Below are 18,835 nucleotides of genomic sequence, written 5' to 3'. Positions count from 1 at the left end.
TCAATCCTCACCCACAGGCAAAAATTTATACAAACGAAAAAAATTTTAATAAATTTTACTTTTATGTCTCAAAGCCGAAATATCCCTCCAACTTTTCTTAATTTTAAACAAATGTAAGTGTAATTTTATTTTTTCAGCAAGTCACATTAGTGTTCTGTTCCACCAACAATTTTGATATCTTCTTGCCCAGAAGTAGCTATTGCGGCAATTGCTGCTGTTAGACCAATTACAATGTCATTTATACTCATTGCGGGCTGTTGTGGTTTTGTAACAACCTGTTCGAAAATGAAAGGTACGTGGATAAACCCACCTTTTAAATTTGGATATTTTTTATCAATTAAGTATTGCACATAATACATAATATAGTTGCAAACAAAACTACCCGCCGTATAAGAAACTGCCGCTGGAAGTCCTTTAGCATTAATTGCCGCTACCATGGCCTTTATCGGTAATTGAGTAAAATACGCGGTTTGCCCATCCGTAAATATCGTCTCGTCAAGCGGCTGATTTCCGGCATTATCGGCAATTCGCGCATCAGCCAGATTAATCGCTACCTTCTCAGGTGTAATCGCAAAGCGTCCTCCCGCCTGACCAATATTAACTACGACATCAGGTTTATTTAATTCAATGGCATTTCCAACTACTATACCAGCTTGTCCAAATACTGTTGGAATTTCCAACTTAATAATTTTTGCTCCCGCAATTTCTTCTGGCAGACGTTGCACCGCCTCTAAAGCGGGGTTGATCTTTTCTTTATCAAAAGGATCAAATCCGGTTACTAAAATCTTCATTTTAAGCTCTTCTTTCTATGCTAACTCAGTTAAAGCCGTGCTGATTTTTGCTTCATCTACTTGTTTACCAAGGTGATTTCCAGCTTGCTTCGTTAATAAAATTTTCTTAGCTAGATTCCTAATCATGGTTTGAGATAAATTCAAATTAAGTTCTGGTAAGGTAGTCGGCAGTTTCAAACTCGTAAATAATTGACGGTAATCCTCATACTCTGTTCTCCTTTTTTCAATTAACAACTGTAAAAGTAGTCCCACTGCAACAATTTGACCATGACTGCCTCTTACGCTCAATTGGCAATCTCCCATTATCACGTTATGAAAACTATGGGCCAAGCTCAAGCCGCCATTTTCAAACCCCAAACCACTTAATAAAATATTGGACTCTACGACATTTTCAAAAGCAGCATTTATGATGCCATCCTTTTGTGCTCGTAGTGCACTTTTAATATCACGTATTAAAACGTCGTGACACGTTTTAGCTAAACTTAACGCTGCTAGGGTCGGTTTGGCACCAGCAATATTTACGCCCTGATCCTCCCAAACACTTCGCGCCTCAATATAAGTCGCAATACCATCGGCAAAACCTGCCACTAGCATTTCTTGAGGTGCCGCGAAGATAATTTTAGTATCCACTAGAACGATTTCAGGATTTTTAGCATAAAAATTATAGCGTACAAAATTTCCTGCCTCATCATAAATAACAGAAATTCGCGACGTAGCAGCATCCGTCGCTGCCGATGTAGGTAAGACGGCAACAGGTAAGTGATTGTTATTTGCAACCATTTTCCCTAAATCCATTGCCTTCCCACCCCCTAAAGCAATGATAAATTGATAATTAGCAGTTTGAATCATCTCTTTAGTCTTTGCAAAGAAAGTTGCTTGACTGCTGTCATCTACTAAAACAGCGGCACTTTCAATTTCTACTCTGTTTAAATTCTCTACCAACTGCTCTCCTACCATCTGCATCACAAATGCATCAGTCACAATCAAGGCTTTTTTACCTAATCGTTGCAAGCATAAAAGTTCTGTTTGAAAAGCCGCAAATCCTTGGATATAAACTTGGGGGCTAGCAAAAACGCGCATTCTACCACTCCTTTTATCTGACTATTCTAACTATAACCCAAAATAAGAAAAGCTTCACGAAATTATTTAATTTCACAAAATTAGATAAAGCGGCAAAAAACATAAGTCACTTTTTAACAAATATTTTTTAAGAAAGCTAGGATATGAATATAATTTTCGTTACTATTTATAAAATAAACGGTAGTCTAAAATTAACTTCTGTTGCAATAAGCTGAATACTTCTTTTCCAACTTCCAATTTCAAAAGAAAAAGAGTTCATCAGATTTCTCTGATGAACTCTTTTATCTTATTTTTTCTTACCGCCAAAGGCATCTTTCATTTTATCAAAGAAGCCTTCTGACTGTTGTTCAGTCAATTTTGTTCCACTAACTTCAGCAAATTGACGCAATGCTTGTCTTTGCTCTTCGCTTAGATTTTTAGGTGTAATCAATTTCACTTTTACGTGTTGATCACCATTTCCGCTTCCCCGCAATTTTGGCGCACCTTTACCACGTAAACGGAAATTCGTTCCGGTTTGTGTTCCAGCTGGAACTTTTAATTTCACTTCACCATGAACTGTCGGCACATTAATTTCATCCCCTAATGCAGCTTGAACAAAATTAAGTGGTAATTCATAATAAATTTCAGCCCCATCACGATCAAAAATGTCACTTTCTTCTACGCGAAAGACAACATATAAATCACCGTAAGGTCCACCGTTTTCACCAGCTTCTCCTTGGTTTTGTAGACGCATTTGTTGCCCATCTTCCACTCCGGCAGGGACAGTCACTTTTACTTCATGAGCTTTCTTTTCATGACCTGATCCATGACAAGTTGGACATGGATCTTTGATTTCTTTACCTGTTCCATGACATACATCACAAGTCTGACGACTCATCATCCGTCCTAGAGGCGTTTGGCGTTCAACATTAATCGTACCAGAACCATGACATTTTGAACACGTCACGGGTTGTGTACCTGGTTTAGCACCATTTCCGCCACAAGTATGACAGACTTCTTCACGATTGTATTTAACCGTTTTTTCCACCCCAAAAATGGCTTCTTCAAACTTTAAATTAACCGCATACTGTAAGTCAGCACCTTGTCTTGGTGCATTCGGATCAGCAGAACGACCGCCGCCACCACCAAAGAAGGATTCAAAAATATCTTCAAAACCGCCAAAACTACCGCCACCGCTGAATCCACCATAATTACCGCCGCCAAAGCCACCATAGCCTCCGCCGTAATTCGGATCAGTACCAGCATGACCATATTGATCATATGCCGCCCGTTTTTGCGGATCGCTTAAAATTTCATAAGCTTCCGAAATTTCTTTGAATTTGTCTTCTGCATCAGGTTCTTTATTAATATCAGGATGATACTTTTTGGAAAGCTTGCGATATGCTTTTTTGATTTCGTCATCGGAAGCTCCCTTTTGTAGCCCGAGGACTTCGTAATAATCACGTTTGTCTGCCATAGGCTTTCCCTCCACATACATTTAGTCTCACTTGGGTATTTTAACACATTTTGTTAGGAAGCTGAACTATCTCATAGAAAAAGCCAAAGCTAGGCCTTGGCTTTTTTCTAATCCTACACAGCGAACTATTTCACTTTTACAAAATTATTTATCGTCGCCGTCAACTTCTTCAAAATCAGCATCGACAACGTCATCAGCGCCACCTTGTGCTTGTGTTGGGTCAGCATCAGCTTGTTGTTGTGCTGCTTGTTCGTATAATTTAACTGTTAAATTTTGGACGATTTCGTTTAACGCATCGCGTTTTGCTTTCATATCTTCTAAATTATTAGCTTCAACAGCAGCTTTTAATTCATCCCGCGCATCTTCTGCTTTTTTCACTTCATCTGCGTCAACTTTACCTTCTAATTCTTTTAATGTTTTATCAACAGAGAATAATAAAGCATCTACATCATTGCGCAAGTCAACTTCTTCTTTACGTACTTTATCAGCTTCCGCATTTGCTTCTGCATCTTTTACCATGCGTTCGATTTCGTCGTCTGATAAACCTGATGAAGATTTAATCGTAATTTTTTGTTCTTTTTGTGTACCTAAGTCTTTAGCAGATACATTTACAATCCCGTTTTTATCAATATCAAATGTTACTTCGATTTGAGGAATACCACGAGGTGCAGCTGGAATATCTGTCAATTGGAAACGACCTAATGTTTTGTTGTCCGCAGCCATTGGACGTTCACCTTGCAACACATGAATATCAACAGCAGGTTGGTTATCTGCGGCAGTTGAGAATACTTGTGATTTGCTCGTTGGAATGGTTGTATTGCGGTCAATTAATTTTGTAAAGACTCCACCCATTGTTTCAATACCTAATGATAATGGGGTTACATCAAGTAAGACAACATCTTTAACATCACCTGTAATAACACCACCTTGAATAGCAGCCCCCATGGCTACAACTTCATCTGGGTTAACAGATTTGTTTGGTTCTTTACCAGTTTCTTTGCGAACTGCTTCAACAACCGCAGGAATACGAGTTGAACCACCTACTAAAATTACTTCGTCTACTTCTGATTGTGATAAACCAGCATCTTTTAGCGCTTGGCGAACTGGTACTTTAGTCCGTTCAACTAAGTCAGCTGTCAATTCATCAAATTTTGCTCGTGTTAATGTCATTTCTAAGTGCAAAGGACCAGCGTCTCCTGCAGTGATAAATGGTAAGCTGATTTGTGTACTTGTTACACCAGATAAGTCTTTTTTGGCTTTTTCTGCAGCATCTTTCAAACGTTGCATTGCCATTTTGTCATTTGAAAGATCGATGCCGTTGTCTTTTTTGAATTCTGCTACCATGTGATCGATGATTTTATTGTCAAAGTCATCCCCACCTAAATGGTTATCCCCAGCAGTTGATAATACGTCAAAGACACCATCGCCTAATTCCAAGATTGATACGTCAAAAGTACCACCACCAAGGTCAAAGACTAAGATTTTTTCATCACGATCTGTTTTATCCAAGCCATATGCCAAAGCAGCGGCTGTTGGTTCATTGACAATCCGTTCTACTTCAAGACCGGCAATTTTACCAGCGTCTTTAGTTGCTTGACGTTGTGCATCGTTAAAGTATGCAGGAACTGTAATAACAGCTTTTTCTACTTTTTCACCTAAGTAGTCTTCTGCAAAGCCTTTAATGTATTGTAATACCATTGCTGAAATTTCTTGTGGTGTATAAGATTTTCCTTCTACTTCAACTTTGTAGCCTGCTTCGCCCATGTGGCGTTTAATAGAAGAAACAGTATTTGGGTTGGTTACAGCTTGACGTTTTGCTACTTCCCCAACTTGAATTTCGCCATTTTTAAATGATACAACAGAAGGAGTTGTCCGGTTACCTTCTGGGTTTGCAATAATTTTTGCTTCGCCGCCTTCTAGGACTGCGACTGCAGAGTTTGTTGTACCTAAGTCAATACCAATAATTTTACTCATAATAAAACGCTCCTTTAATAGTTACTCGTAATTTTTTTAAAATTTATTGGGCTACAATAACCATACTTGGTCGTAAGACGCGATCGTGTAGCTTGTAGCCTTTTTGTAGTACCTGCACAATTGTATTGGCAGGTGCATCATCACTTGCTTCAACAGTTTGCACACCTTGATGGAAGTTGGGATCAAAAGCTTCGCCTTCAGCAGCAATCTCTTCAATTCCTTCTTCTTTTAAAGCTTGTTGCAAACTAGCTAAGGTCATTTCAACACCTTTTTTCAAATTAATGCCTTGTTCATCCGAGACATCTGTTGCCATTGCTCGCTCCAAATTGTCAATAGCCGGTAATAGTTTTTTTGCTAAGTCTTGTGAACGATAACGTTGTAAAAGTTCTCTTTCATTACGGTTACGATTGGTAATATTCGCAATTTCTGCTTTTGCCCGTAATAATTGGTCGTCCATTTCATCAATTTTTGCTGTCAGTTCAGTTAATTCATCTGTGACAGATTCTTGTTCCAAATCTTTTTGTTCAGTAGCTTCCGCTACCTCTTGATCTTTTAATTCTTGATCTTTTTCTGACACTGAACTTGCCACCTTTCTACGCAAATTTCTTTTTTAACTTGTTGCGTCGAGCGAACGATAATACTCCGCCAATTTCTCGGCTAGTTCTCTGGAAAACACATCAAGTAAACCAAACATTTTAGAATACTGCATACTTGCAGGACCTAATAATGCAATCACACCTTTACCATGACCAGAAATATCATAACTGGCTTGAATTAAGCTCATATTATGAAATAAGTCATTGCCCAACTCATCACCAATACGAATATCAATGTTATCTGTTGGTGGAATTAAAAGCTGCATCAACTCTTCAGGGTCTTTCATAAAGCGGTAAATTGATTTGAACTGATCCACATCAGTAGCCGGTTCAAAATCAATCATATTCATGCGACCGCCGACAAAGACCTTTTCTTCAAAAACTTGACCCAACATTAAATCAAATAAATCTAAAATACCTTCTGTTGTTTGAAAGTATTTATGCAAGATCATCGGAATCTCAGTACGCAGACGTTGGTAAACCGTTAGTAACGGCTCACCCACTAATTTGTCGTTGATGATCCGTACCATCTTTTCCAAGTCAGCTCCGCTGACACTTTGCGGCAAGGCAAAGACTTGACTTTCAACATTGCCTTGATCCGTTACGATAATCGCAATCACTTGACGACTATTTAACGGGACAATTCGAAAACCGGTCAGACGTCTATCCTTCATATCCGGACCCAAGGACAAGGCAGTATAGCTGGTTAAATTGGATAAAATTTCAGCAGATTGTTGAATAATATCGTTAATCTCATGAAATTCTTTTCCAAAAGACCGCTTGATTACTTGCATATCCGTTTTTGCTACACGAGTAGGCTTTAAAAGATGGTCAACGTAATAACGGTAACCCACCATCGAAGGAATACGACCAGAAGAAGAATGCGTCTTTTGTAAGAGACCTGCTTCTTCTAAAGCTTTCATATCATTGCGGATCGTTGCTGAACTAGCATTAATTCCTGCTGCCATTAAAGACTTAGAACCTACCGGTAAGCCGGTCTTCGTATAATGTTGGATAATGAGACGCAGAATATCTTGTTGTCTTTTTGTCAACATATTCATCACCTCGTATTTAGCACTCCGTCTATCTAAGTGCTAACACATATTAATATACCACAAGAAAGTTTAATGTCAAGAATTAAGCAACAAAAAATTAGCACTCTTTGATATAGAGTGCTAATCATTTTTTTCAATCATATCAAGGCTTACATCAATTTAGAAAATCAATCTAATAAAAACTTCTCAAAAATTTCATTTCCAATCAATAACCCTTTTTCAGTGAGTCTGACATTGTCCTTTGTTTCAAGCAACCATTGTTTGCTTACCAAATCTGCCAAAACATTTCCGTAAACAGCCGTCAGCTCTTGACCAAATTTTTCTGCAAAATGAGCTTTAGAAATACCAGCTTTTTTACGTAATCCCAAAAACATTTCTTCTTCCATTTGGTTATTGCGACTTAACTCTTCTGTTTCATAAATAGGAAGTTGATCGTTTTTCAATGGTTTTAAATAGTGTTGAATTGGGCCAAAATTTTTATAACGCGTTTTTCCTAGATAGCCACTTGCTCCAGCGCCAAAACCAAAGTAGTGTTCATTATTCCAATAAACTAAATTATGTTGGGATTCAAATCCTGGCTTAGCAAAATTACTAATTTCATACTGAAATTTTCCGGTATCATGCATAGCTAACATCGTTTCTTCAAACATCTGACCTTCAATTTCTTGATCCGGCATCTCCAAGCGCCCTTGTCTCACCCAGTTCATAAACATCGTCTTGTTTTCTAAAATCAAAGAATACAACGAGTAATGGGGTAAATCTAATTCAATTGCCCGTTTTAAGGTATCGCAAAAACTTGCTAATGTTTGACCCGGAAGCGCATAAATCAAATCAATCGAAACATTTTGAAAATCTGCTTTTTCTAAGAAGTCCATCGTGTCATAGACGTCTTTAGCCGTATGTTTACGTCCAATCTTTTTTAGCAAAACATCGTCAAATGTTTGCACGCCCATGGAAAGACGGTTCACACTGTGATCTTTCATCACTTGTAATTTGTCTAAAGTCAAATCACCAGGATTTGCTTCCACGGTAAATTCGGTAACAGTCTCCATTGGGAAAAGATCATTAATTCCCCTTAAAAGGGTATCTAGTTGGCCAGCTGAAAGTGAAGTTGGTGTTCCACCTCCAACGTATAAAGTTGGACTTTTTTTTATGGGATTTTTTTCTAGCGTAAGTTTCATTTCTTTTAAAAGACAAGCGATGTATTCATCGACAGGCTGCCCTTCTAAAAAGACCTTATTAAAGTCGCAATAATAACAGATATGTTCACAAAAGGGAATGTGGATATAGGCTGATATTGCCGCGTCTTTTGGTTTTTTCATTTGTTGCATGGTTTAATTCCTCTCAATTAACATTACTTTTTTCTCAATCATTTCATTTTCTCGTCTATCTTACCACAAGTAAATTCCTTCGTGGAAAAATGGCGGGTTTTTAACCAACTCTTTTAAAATTACCGTCTATTTTTTTAACTCTATGACAAGCTAAATTAATGTAGCTAAATTGAGAAATTATAAAAAGGTTGAATCTAGATTCAACCTTTTACTTCATATTGTTTTTTGTCATTACTTGGCTTAAGTATTTTGACGATAACGATTTTGAGGGTGGTTTCGACAAGCTTGACTGCAAGCACCTAAATATTTCGTCTCATTTTCAACCGAAGCCAGAATACGGCGATTACATTCCGGATTGCTGCAATTAATGTAACGCTCACAAGGAGTTCCGTCAAACCAATCACGGCCAACAACCTTTTTATCAACGTGATTGATTTCTACACTAATCCGTTCATCAAAAACATACATTTTACCATCCCATAATTCTCCTTTAATTTCTGGATCTTTGCCATAAGTTGCAATCCCACCATCTAATTGTCCGACATCTTTAAATCCTTCTTTTACTAACCAACCTGAGAATTTTTCACAGCGAATCCCACCGGTACAATAGGTGACTACCCGTTTTTCCATAAACTCTTCTTTATGTTCTTTGATCCACTGAGGTAATTCGCGAAAATTACGAATTTCTGGTCGCACAGCACCCCGAAAATGGCCCAAATCATATTCATAATCATTGCGAGCGTCAATCACAACGGTATCTTCAGCCAACAAAGCTTCTTTAAATTCTTTTGGCGACAAATATGTGCCTGTAACTTCATTGGGACTAAAATCATCGGATAATTGCAACGACACAATTTCTCGCCGCGGACGGACAAACATCTTTTTGAAGGCGTGTTCCGTTGCTTCATCACTTTTAAACGTAATATTTTTAAAGCGAGGATCATCTTTCAATGCTTTTTTATATGCCGCAGTTGCTTTTTTTAATCCTGAGACAGTGCCGTTAATACCTTCTTTTGCAACTAAAATCCGTCCTTTTAATCCTAATTTTTTACAAAAGGCCAGATGTTCTTGTGCAAATACTTCCGGCTCCTCAATTGTTGTGTATTTATAGTAAAGCAATACTTCATAATCCATCTTCATTCCCCTTTCTTATGTAGTATAGCCAATCACAAACTTAGAAGAAATTTCTCTGCTTGTGGCAAGTATCTCAAAATACGTCTTTTTTTCTTAAAAAAAACTCTGCCAATTTTAAATTACATTTTTTCTCCTTTCAAAAGAACATTTTTACAACAATTCCTTTTCACCTCACAAAGGAAATGATTCACAAAACGCAAAAAAAATATAAAAATAATTTACGCACATTGAAAAGCTGCTATTTTATAAATAGTGGTAACCAGATTTTTCATTCTAAACTCACACTAGTATGAGCAATAATTATTTCCTTTCAACTAAACAATAACCACAGCCAAGAAAAGTTTTTCAAACTCTTCACACACCTACAATAAGGCCGAACTTCAATATATTGCATCACAAATTCCTTAAAATTTTAACTTATTTTTTGCAGAGTTAGCGCGATGCTAGATGGCGCTAAAGCAGCCAAATCAATGCTTTTTATTGTAAAAAATCTTAAAAAGATAAAAAAAACCTTGCAATAAAGATTGCAAGGTAAGAGGTGCTTAATATTCCATCAATGTAATCATATCGTAGTCTTTAATTTTGTCTCGACCGTGTAAGTCCATTAGTTCAATTAGAAAAGCACAGCCCACAACTACGCCACCTAATTCTTCAACCAATTCTGTCGTTGCTTTAATTGTTCCCCCGGTTGCCAATAAGTCGTCACAAATTAAAACGCGTTGGCCAGGTTTAATAGCATCTTCATGAAGTGTCAGTGTATCTGTCCCATATTCTAAGTCATAGGTTACTTCAATTGTTTTGCGAGGTAATTTACCTTTTTTACGAACTGGAGCAAACCCAACACCTAATTCATAAGCAACTGGACAGCCCACAATAAACCCACGTGCTTCTGGTCCAACTACCATATCAATTCTTTTTTCTTTTGCATAGTCTACGATTTGTTTTGTTGCTTCCCGATAAGCCAGACCATCAGCCATTAAAGGTGAAATATCGCGAAAAACAATACCTTCTGAAGGGTAATCGGGAATACTTGCAATATAATCTTTTAAATCCATGTTTTTTCCTCCTAGTTTTCAAACCAAGTTTTTAAAGTTGCCATATCACTTAGCAATAAAAATTCTTCTGTTTTGATTTTTTGTTGTCTACGTTTATAAACCACACTGGTAGTAAGATCTTTTTTGCCATCAACTTCTGTCTTGTGTAAAAGACCATCGCTTATTGTAACAAATTCTAAATCAAAAAACACCTGAATCATAAAAATTAATAATTTTTCTGGTATTTTTAAAAATTGCGCAATGCTAGGAAGTTTATATCGGACATCTAGCGTATCTTGTTGTGCAATTAGTTTAAAGAGTCGACCATACTGTTCCCTTGTCCCCAAACCATCTAAATACGCATCATCATCGGCGTTTAAGACTAAATACAACTGATGAAAATCCGTCAGCGACAAAATTTCTTTTAAAACGAGGGCATCCATCGGACAGTCCAAAAATGCAATACTGGAATAACTTTCCTCTTGTACCACCAGTTTTAAATGTGTTAAGTCTTTAAAATGATGCACCTGTGTTAGAATTTGAGATTTTATATCTGTAGAAACTTTATTACCAAAACAAACAAACAGTGTGTTCGCATCAAATTGAAGATTTTGTCGCTTCTTTTTGGCACGTAAATCCACTAGCTGTAAGCCTACAGTTGCAAAATCTATCAATTGCAACTGCGGTGATTGTCGGCCATTCCATTCATTCAATTGTAGTTGCCCTACAATTAAAAGTTCGTTGTTTTCAATTGAAGTTAATTGATTACCAAAACCAAAGCCAATCGTAGTTAATTGCGTATTTTCACCGTCAGTTGCATTAAATTTCAAATGATTATTATCAGCACCAATCGTTTTTAAATCACGAGCAAAGATATGCTGCAACATAAAATAAGGTTGCGGATTGTCCATGCCAAAAGGCGCCAGTTGTTTCAACTCTTTAATTAAAGGAATTGTGGCATCTGCTATATTCAAAATACCGTCAATAGCTAGCGTGTTACCGACCAGCTGTTCTTTATGTCCAGCAGCATAAGCAGCAACATTTTCTTTGAATTGATCAAGGTCTGCAACAGGAACACTAACACCCACAGCAGCATGATGACCACCAAAGCTTGTGAATAGTTCCCGCATTTCATCTAACATTGCAAACATATTCAATGATGCAATACTACGACCAGAACCTTTTGCGATACCATCTTCTTTTATCGTCAAAACAATTGCCGGCTTACCGGTTTCTTTTAAGATTCTGCCGGCTACAATCCCTAATACCCCTTCATGCCAACCAGATTGCGCGACAATGTGAATTGCATCTTGGCTATTGATTAACGCAAGTGCCTCTTTGGTGATTTCTTCAACTAAGCTTTTACGCTTTTGATTAATTTCATCTAAATCCTTTGCAAGAGAGATTGCTTTTTGTTCATCAAAAGTTTTTAACAAGTCGACAGCTTCATTAGGATCAGACAGGCGACCAATGGCATTTAAACGCGGGGCCAAAGCAAACCCGATACTTTGTTCGTCTAGTTTACTTTCTTCTACCCCACTAATTTTTAACAATGCTTGCAAACCCAATCTTTGCGTCTGCTGCAAAGCTTTTAAACCATAAGTTACTAAAACCCGGTTTTCATCAGTCAATGAAACCATATCAGCAACAGTTCCAATGGCTACTAAGTCAAGAAACTCTGCGGGTACTTCTTCTAGTAACGCACACGCAACTTTAAAAGCCACCCCAACACCGGCTAATTCACCAAAAGGATAACTACCAGCAGGATGCCGGGGGTGAATAATGCCAAATGCAGCTGGTAATTCTTTTGGCAATTCATGATGATCCGTTACGATAACATCCACACCTTGGCCATTAGCATAATTAATCGCCTCATGACCTGAAACGCCGTTATCGACCGTGATAATTAACTGAATTCCCGCTGCAATTTTTTCTTGATAAACTTCCAAATTAGGTCCGTAACCATCTTTAAAGCGATTTGGCAAATAAAATGAAACATCCGCTCCTAAAAGCTCTAGTGCTTCTGTCATAATTGTCGTACTGGTTATGCCATCAGCATCGTAATCCCCATAAACTAAAATTCGTTCCCCATTCATAATTGCGGTTTGAATGCGCTCAACGACCTTGTCCATTTCAAACAACGCAAAGGGATCGTGTAACTGATCAATTTGTGGTTGTAAGAAGGCAGTTAATTGGTTTTCTGTTTTTATTTCACGTTGCCAAAGCAGTTTTGCCAAAGTTGTATTTAAATTATATTTTTCGCAAATTTGAACAAATTCTTTTGGCACTTCCTTATTTTCTGGAAGTTGCCAATTATACATAGAGCTACTCAAAAAATCACTCCCAACCAGATTATTATAGCAAAGAGACGAATAGATGGAAAGTTTTCCGGTACTTTAAACCAACTTTCTTTAAATAAAAAATAACATCTTCCTCCTGTAAACAACACGAAAAATTGCCTTTTGAACTCCTTTTGCCTTCAAACTTCAAGAAGAGATTTTAATAAATCGCCTTTCAATTTCTTGAAATTTTTTTAAACCGGTCGGTAAAGTCTGTTCGTAAAACCTGATAGGGATTATTTTGCCGCAAGCTGATTTCTTCATTTGAAAATTATTGTATTTTTCATATAGTTACAGTCAAAAAAAGAGTTAACAACTCCCGCGAGTTGTTAACTCCTTTTACTATTTTTGATTAAACATTCCACCGGCTAACCAGTCGCCAACATGAGGAAATAACGTATAAAATTGACTTGCCACTTGCATAAGGTGGGGCCGATTAATTTCTCTCTTTTGCTTTTTAATACCTTTAATAACAGCTTGTGCTAATTTATCCGGTTCTAAGACAAAATTACCAAGACTTTCTAAATAATTTCCGCTAGGATCGGCTTGTTCAAAGAAATGCGTTGCGACTGGTCCTGGGTTAACCGTCATAACGTGAATGTTCGCCGGTTTTAATTCTAAGCGCAAAGCATTTGAAAAACCCAATACAGCAAATTTTGTAGCCGAATAAACAGCTGTTTTAGGCGTAGCCATTTTTCCTGCCATTGAAGCAATATTAACAATACTACCCGGAATGCCAGCTTCTAACATCATTAGAGCAACCTTTTGCGTTACTACCATCATCCCTAAAACATTCACTTCAAACATTTGATAGGCTTTTGCCATATCAAAGGAAGTAAAGTCCTCAAAAATACCAAAGCCGGCATTGTTAATCAAAACATCTACACGACCAACTTCACTTTGCACCTTATCTAACATCGCCTCAACACTTTCTGGTTGTGCGACATCCAATTGAAAAGCATAAGCACTTTTACCACTTAAACTTTCACAGCGTTCTTTTACTTTACCAATTAAATTAATGCGACGAGCACAAACAATCACAATTGCACCATTTCTAGCCGCCTCATAACAAAGCTGTTCACCTAAACCACCTGAACCGCCTGTAACTAAAACTACTTTATCTTGTAAATTCATCATTATCATTCCTTTATTTCATTTTGAAAGGGAATATCAACAATATCAAAATCTTTGGCAATTTTTGTATTAGGAAAAATTTCCTGGGCTTCTTTTTCTAAATTAAGAGCATCTTGAGCTAAATAACGCGCACTAATATGCGTTAGTATTAGGCGTTTAACTTGGGCCCTTTTAGCAACTTCGGCAGCTTGATGGGTTGTGGAGTGATAGTAATTCCGCGCCATTTTTGCCTCGTTTTTATTAAAGGTACTTTCGTGGACTAAGACATCTGAGGTTTTCGCTAAAGCAATGGAGGTATCACTAATTCGTGTATCTCCTAAAATTGTCACGGTACGGCCTGTTTTAGCAGCTCCGACAAAATCTTTGCCACTGACGGTGCGCCCATCTGGTAATGTCACCGTCTCGCCTTTTTTTAATTGGCCAAAAATAGGCCCTGGTTTTATACCTAGCGCTACTAATTTATCCACCTGTAATTGCCCATCATGGTCATGTTCTGACACGCGATAGCCATAACTATCAATTCCATGATCTAACAGATCACAGGTAACAGTAAATTGATCATCATAAAAGATGACTCCTGGTTTTACTTCAATAAACTTTAGACTGTAAGCTAAACGCGTTTGGGAAATTTTAAGCGCATTTAAAACAAATTGTTTAATTCCTGCTGGTCCATATATTTCAAGAGGCTCATCTCCGCCTTGAAAAGAACGGCTACTAATTAACCCCGGTAAACCAAAAATATGGTCCCCGTGTAAGTGAGTAATAAAGATTTTTTCAATTTTACGAGGGCGGATATTCGTCCGCAGTATCTGCATCTGCGTTCCTTCCCCACAATCAAACAACCAAACAGCATTGCGTTCATCTAATAACTTTAACGCAATACTGGTTACATTGCGATGCTTTGCCGGCACGCCCGCACCGGTTCCTAAAAACTCTAATTCCATTATCCAACCTGGCTTTCTAAAATTTTAACTACGAAAGGTTCCTTAGTAGTATAACACGCTTCAAAGCCAAATTTTATGCTTGTTTCATTCTTTTTCTGTTGGGTTTGCTTGGGTATGGCTTTTTTCCCAACTGTCTTTGGCTTTTTCCTTGGTTTCTTTTGTCACTTGTTGTGCTTTTTGAATTTCAGCTTGAACTTCTTCAAAGTCAAAACGCGTGATTTCACCATGTAATTGTTCAAATACAATCTTATTTAATGGACGATTATCTTCTTCTTCTGCGATGACGATTAAGCCGGTTTGTCCGGGAGCAATTTTATTTAGTAAAAATTTGAAGATATCTTGCGCTTCGTTGATTTCTTTTGCATCCCGCGTTGCCCCAATCATACTACCGCCAACCCAGCCTAATAAAATTGCCAAAGGACTAATTAATACCCCCACCAACATGCCAATAAAGCCGCCCTTAGAAGCATTATCACTACCAGTAAAATCCATGAAGTCCTCAATTTTAAATTGGTGGCTACCATCATCTTGATGCGTTACTACAGCCATTTGCTCCCCTTTTAATTTTCGATTCATTACCAATTGCTTTACCTCTGAAAAAGCTTGGTAACTTTCTGAGGAAACTTTAAAATTCATCACAATAACGCGTTTACTCATTTTTTATCCTCCTTACTACAACTTGCTGTTATAAAAAATCTATTTCCTTAGTTTGAGTGTACCAGTTAAGGCGGGGAAAGAAAAAAGAAAAGCAATCCAAAATGAAGACTTATTCTAAACCCTTAACCAAAGGGTTTACTTAGAATGCTTCAAAGTGGATTGCTCTTTTATTCTTTTCTATTCAACAAACTCAAATTCAAAATTACCAATGCGGACAATATCTCCATCTTTTGCACCACGGGCCCGTAATGCTTCATCAACTCCCAAGCCTCTTAGTTGGCGGGCAAAACGCATAACGGTTTCATCATGAGCAAAATTGGTCATTTGGAATAGCTTCTCAATTTTATCTCCGCTTAATACCCAAGTTGCATCTGGTTCCCGAGTAATTTCAAACTCAGGTTCATCGGATTGATACCCATAATGCACCACATCTTCTTCAATTTCTTCATCGTACAATGGAAATTCTGGTGTTGTTTCCAATAAATCTGCAGTTGCGTTTAATAATGCTTGCAAACCTTTTTTGGAAACAGCTGAAATTGGGAAAATCGGGATATCCGCTGCAAACTCATCTGTTTTTTGTGCTTGTAATTTTTCTTTGAATGCTTTTAAATTTTCCTCTGATTCTGGCATATCCATTTTATTTGCCACAATAATTTGAGGACGTTCCAACAAGCGTAAGTTATGACTTTCTAACTCTTTGTTAATCGCTAAATAGTCCTCATAAGGATCTCGGCCTTCCATACCACTCATGTCAATCACATGTAAAATCACGCGCGTTCTTTCAATGTGACGTAAAAATTGCGTGCCTAGCCCTACACCTTGAGAAGCTCCTTCAATTAATCCAGGTAAGTCGGCCACAGCAAAACTGCGTCCATCTGTTGTTGTTACCATCCCTAAATTTGGTACCAGCGTAGTAAAATGATAAGCACCAATTTTAGGTCGCGCTGAAGAAATTACAGAAAGTAATGTCGATTTTCCCACCGAAGGAAAACCAACTAAGCCCACATCAGCTAAAACTTTTAATTCTAGTTCAATTTTGCGCTCTTGTCCTGGTTCACCGTTTTCCGCCAACTCAGGTGCTGGATTTCGCGGTGATGCAAATCGTGTATTCCCACGTCCACCACGTCCGCCACGAGCGACTACTAGCGTTTGTCCTTCTGTTACCAAATCCCCTAACAGCGCGCCTGTTTCAGCATCACGAACTGTTGTACCTGGTGGAACTTTGACGTAGGTATCTTCTGCACCTCGGCCATGCATTCCTTTACTCATTCCATTTTCACCAGGAGTAGCTTTGAAATGCCGATTAAAGCGAAAATCCATCAAGGTGCGTAACCCTTCATTAACAACTAAAATGACATCACCACCATGACCGCCATCACCGCCGGCAGGTCCTCCGTCTGGCACGTACTTTTCACGACGAAAAGCAACCATACCGTCGCCGCCTTTGCCGGCTTTGACATCAATTGTTACTTGATCTAAAAACATGGACATGTTTTGTCCTCCATTCTATTCCCATAAATTAAGTCTTCATTATTGTAACGACCTAACGCTCATTTGTCTATGATTTTAAAATTAAACCATTTTATTCATAACGACTTAAAAAGCTCTTAACTTTTTCTTCATAACGTTTTGGATCTTTATTAAAACTTTGGGCATGTGCTGCGCCATCTACTACCCATTTTTCTTTTGGCACATTAGTCGCATTGTAAACTTTATCCAACATAGTAAATGGTACGAATTTATCGGCAGAACCGTGGATAAACAACATCGGCGTTTTATTTTTTGCCAGTTGTTTGGTTACGTCGCCATCAGTAAAGAAAAAACCAGCGCGAAGTCGCGTCACTAAATTGGTGACCGGAATAATTGGAAATGTTGGCAAATCAAACAGTTGGTGATATTGATAAATTAACTCCGCTTGAATGCTAGAATACCCACAATCTTCTATAATAGCTTTGACATTCGTTGGTAATTTTTCACCGGAGGTCATCATGACGGTTGCCGCCCCCATACTGACACCATGTAAAATAATATTTTCCTTAGAACCATTTTGGCTCAAAACCTCGTGAATCCATTTGACATAATCCTTGCGTTCTGGCCAACCAAAACCAATATAATCTCCTTGGCTTTTACCATGTCCTCTTGCATCAGGTACTAAAACGTTATAGCCCAGCCTGTGATACATGTCAGCAAATTGGTACATAGATTCTGCATCCCCCATGTAACCATGAGCTATAATGGCTGTTTTATCGCTTTTTTTAGAGGCGGGTAAATAAATACCCCGCAACTTTAAGCCATCTTCGCTAGTTATATACCAATTTTTTCTCGTATTACCTTTAAACCACGTTAAAGCCCTATCAGTAGGTTTGTTATCTGCAGCAGCTTGGGCTTCGTTATCATCAGCTAAAAAATCTTTTTCTGATGGTACAAATGCATAGTTATAAAAATAATTGCCAGCAAAAACAAGGCCACCTGCTAATAATAGCAAAACAATACCAATTGTAATCCATACTTTTTTCACTTCTATTCCTCACTTACAAATTAATCGCAAACTGCGTTTTCCGGATGTTGGTGGTAAGTAAAAGCCGCGCTAATATCTTCTTTTGAAGTCCGCGCTAAAGATAAGTTTAATTGCTCACATTCTGCTTGAGTAAAAAAACCGACAGCTGTCGTTTCCAGCCCTGATCTAATCGTTGTCTCTAACGCCTCGCAATAGATAAAAAACTTGTAGACATAGGTCAAACTTGCGGGATAATGATGTTTTGCTTTATCTTTCACGGCGATTAATTGCAAAGGTTTAACTAAAATCCCGGCTTCTTCCAAAATTTCTTTTGCAGCAATTTCAAACGGAGAATAGCCGATGTCTCCCCAACCGCCGGGAAGCGTCCAGCTATTATCGCTTTTTTCTTTTACTAATAAAAGTTTATCTTCAACAAAAACAACACCGCGAATATCTACTTTAGGCGTAGCATACCCATCATCTGTATAAAGATAATGTTGAATCTGTTTTTCATTCCAATCGGTTAACAAATTCATTAATTTTTCCGTCACTATCAACAGTTGATCATAGCGTTCTTGGTCAAAGACATCCCGGCCATATGTTTTGCCCGATTGTCCAATCCCTTGTAGTTCATTTAATAAAAGTGCCAGCTGATTTTTCATCTACCCACCTCCAACTTTATTATTATACCAAAAAACCCTTTAGACATATGGCATCAAAAGAGAAAAATTATGGGAAATATTAAAAAGTCAGCTTACGTGATTAAAGATCAGCAAAAAAAAAATACCCAGTTAGTATTCTCGTTAAACAAAA

The 18,835-nt window shown here is 37.9% G+C and carries 16 protein-coding genes; all 16 read right to left on the bottom strand.

Going from position 1 to position 18,835, the window contains the following annotated elements; all coding sequences use genetic code 11:
* Positions 1–146: 146 nt before the first annotated feature.
* Positions 147–791: a pyroglutamyl-peptidase I gene (gene pcp / locus JZO76_RS03135; protein ID WP_206902725.1), complete on the bottom strand. Its 645-nt coding sequence runs from the start codon at positions 789–791 to the stop codon at positions 147–149.
* Positions 792–806: 15 nt separating this feature from the next.
* Complete coding sequence (locus JZO76_RS03130) at positions 807–1,871, bottom strand: iron-containing alcohol dehydrogenase (RefSeq protein WP_206902724.1); 1,065 nt, start codon at positions 1,869–1,871, stop codon at positions 807–809.
* A 286-nt stretch (positions 1,872–2,157) separates the two neighbouring features.
* Positions 2,158–3,327 carry a molecular chaperone DnaJ gene (dnaJ, locus tag JZO76_RS03125; RefSeq protein ID WP_206902723.1) on the bottom strand — a complete coding sequence of 390 codons (1,170 nt, stop codon included), beginning with the start codon at positions 3,325–3,327 and terminating at the stop codon, positions 2,158–2,160.
* A 144-nt stretch (positions 3,328–3,471) separates the two neighbouring features.
* Positions 3,472–5,301, bottom strand: coding sequence for a molecular chaperone DnaK (gene dnaK / locus JZO76_RS03120; RefSeq protein WP_206902722.1), 1,830 nt, complete (start codon positions 5,299–5,301; stop codon positions 3,472–3,474).
* Between the two features lie 43 nt (positions 5,302–5,344).
* The gene (gene grpE, locus JZO76_RS03115) at positions 5,345–5,878 is read right to left on the bottom strand and encodes a nucleotide exchange factor GrpE (RefSeq protein ID WP_206902721.1); all 534 of its coding nucleotides are present in this window, start codon (positions 5,876–5,878) and stop codon (positions 5,345–5,347) included.
* Between the two features lie 33 nt (positions 5,879–5,911).
* The gene (hrcA, locus tag JZO76_RS03110; RefSeq protein ID WP_206902720.1) at positions 5,912–6,952 is read right to left on the bottom strand and encodes a heat-inducible transcriptional repressor HrcA; all 1,041 of its coding nucleotides are present in this window, start codon (positions 6,950–6,952) and stop codon (positions 5,912–5,914) included.
* A 167-nt stretch (positions 6,953–7,119) separates the two neighbouring features.
* Positions 7,120–8,283 carry a radical SAM family heme chaperone HemW gene (gene hemW / locus JZO76_RS03105; protein ID WP_206902719.1) on the bottom strand — a complete coding sequence of 388 codons (1,164 nt, stop codon included), beginning with the start codon at positions 8,281–8,283 and terminating at the stop codon, positions 7,120–7,122.
* Between the two features lie 240 nt (positions 8,284–8,523).
* On the bottom strand, positions 8,524–9,417 hold the full coding sequence (locus JZO76_RS03100) for a rhodanese-related sulfurtransferase (RefSeq protein WP_206902718.1): 894 nt from the start codon (positions 9,415–9,417) through the stop codon (positions 8,524–8,526).
* A 542-nt stretch (positions 9,418–9,959) separates the two neighbouring features.
* On the bottom strand, positions 9,960–10,472 hold the full coding sequence (locus tag JZO76_RS03095; RefSeq protein ID WP_206902717.1) for an adenine phosphoribosyltransferase: 513 nt from the start codon (positions 10,470–10,472) through the stop codon (positions 9,960–9,962).
* 11 nt (positions 10,473–10,483) lie between these two features.
* Entirely contained in the window at positions 10,484–12,784 is a 2,301-nt protein-coding gene (gene recJ / locus JZO76_RS03090) for a single-stranded-DNA-specific exonuclease RecJ (RefSeq protein ID WP_206902716.1), read from the bottom strand.
* A gap of 348 nt (positions 12,785–13,132) precedes the next feature.
* Positions 13,133–13,924: an SDR family NAD(P)-dependent oxidoreductase gene (locus JZO76_RS03085; protein ID WP_206902715.1), complete on the bottom strand. Its 792-nt coding sequence runs from the start codon at positions 13,922–13,924 to the stop codon at positions 13,133–13,135.
* Positions 13,925–13,929: 5 nt separating this feature from the next.
* A complete protein-coding gene (rnz, locus tag JZO76_RS03080) occupies positions 13,930–14,868 on the bottom strand; it encodes a ribonuclease Z (protein WP_206902714.1) in 939 nt (312 codons plus the stop codon).
* 84 nt (positions 14,869–14,952) lie between these two features.
* A complete protein-coding gene (locus JZO76_RS03075; protein WP_206902713.1) occupies positions 14,953–15,525 on the bottom strand; it encodes a DUF1269 domain-containing protein in 573 nt (190 codons plus the stop codon).
* Positions 15,526–15,702: 177 nt separating this feature from the next.
* Positions 15,703–17,016, bottom strand: coding sequence for a GTPase ObgE (gene obgE / locus JZO76_RS03070; protein WP_230710744.1), 1,314 nt, complete (start codon positions 17,014–17,016; stop codon positions 15,703–15,705).
* A 91-nt stretch (positions 17,017–17,107) separates the two neighbouring features.
* Positions 17,108–18,043 carry an alpha/beta fold hydrolase gene (locus JZO76_RS03065; protein WP_206902712.1) on the bottom strand — a complete coding sequence of 312 codons (936 nt, stop codon included), beginning with the start codon at positions 18,041–18,043 and terminating at the stop codon, positions 17,108–17,110.
* Positions 18,044–18,063: 20 nt separating this feature from the next.
* Positions 18,064–18,684: an NUDIX hydrolase N-terminal domain-containing protein gene (locus JZO76_RS03060; RefSeq protein WP_206902711.1), complete on the bottom strand. Its 621-nt coding sequence runs from the start codon at positions 18,682–18,684 to the stop codon at positions 18,064–18,066.
* Positions 18,685–18,835: the final 151 nt, after the last annotated feature.

The sequence above is a fragment of the Candidatus Enterococcus myersii genome (genome assembly GCF_017316025.1).
Lineage (GTDB): Bacteria > Bacillota > Bacilli > Lactobacillales > Enterococcaceae > Enterococcus_C > Enterococcus_C montenegrensis.
The sequence above is the reverse complement of the archived record's forward strand: the minus strand, read 5'-3'. Positions and strand labels throughout refer to the sequence as shown.

Bases quoted from the DNA above. Each gene is read 5' to 3' on its own strand.
- JZO76_RS03100 (WP_206902718.1), bottom strand. From the start codon at position 9,417: ATGGATTATGAAGTATTGCTTTACTATAAATACACAACAATTGAGGAG.
- rnz (WP_206902714.1), bottom strand. From the start codon at position 14,868: ATGGAATTAGAGTTTTTAGGAACCGGTGCGGGCGTGCCGGCAAAGCAT.
- dnaK (WP_206902722.1), bottom strand. From the start codon at position 5,301: ATGAGTAAAATTATTGGTATTGACTTAGGTACAACAAACTCTGCAGTC.
- dnaJ (WP_206902723.1), bottom strand. From the start codon at position 3,327: ATGGCAGACAAACGTGATTATTACGAAGTCCTCGGGCTACAAAAGGGA.
- JZO76_RS03130 (WP_206902724.1), bottom strand. From the start codon at position 1,871: ATGCGCGTTTTTGCTAGCCCCCAAGTTTATATCCAAGGATTTGCGGCT.
- obgE (WP_230710744.1), bottom strand. From the start codon at position 17,016: ATGTCCATGTTTTTAGATCAAGTAACAATTGATGTCAAAGCCGGCAAA.
- JZO76_RS03060 (WP_206902711.1), bottom strand. From the start codon at position 18,684: ATGAAAAATCAGCTGGCACTTTTATTAAATGAACTACAAGGGATTGGA.
- JZO76_RS03085 (WP_206902715.1), bottom strand. From the start codon at position 13,924: ATGAATTTACAAGATAAAGTAGTTTTAGTTACAGGCGGTTCAGGTGGT.
- hrcA (WP_206902720.1), bottom strand. From the start codon at position 6,952: ATGTTGACAAAAAGACAACAAGATATTCTGCGTCTCATTATCCAACAT.
- pcp (WP_206902725.1), bottom strand. From the start codon at position 791: ATGAAGATTTTAGTAACCGGATTTGATCCTTTTGATAAAGAAAAGATC.
- JZO76_RS03075 (WP_206902713.1), bottom strand. From the start codon at position 15,525: ATGAGTAAACGCGTTATTGTGATGAATTTTAAAGTTTCCTCAGAAAGT.
- hemW (WP_206902719.1), bottom strand. From the start codon at position 8,283: ATGCAACAAATGAAAAAACCAAAAGACGCGGCAATATCAGCCTATATC.
- JZO76_RS03095 (WP_206902717.1), bottom strand. From the start codon at position 10,472: ATGGATTTAAAAGATTATATTGCAAGTATTCCCGATTACCCTTCAGAA.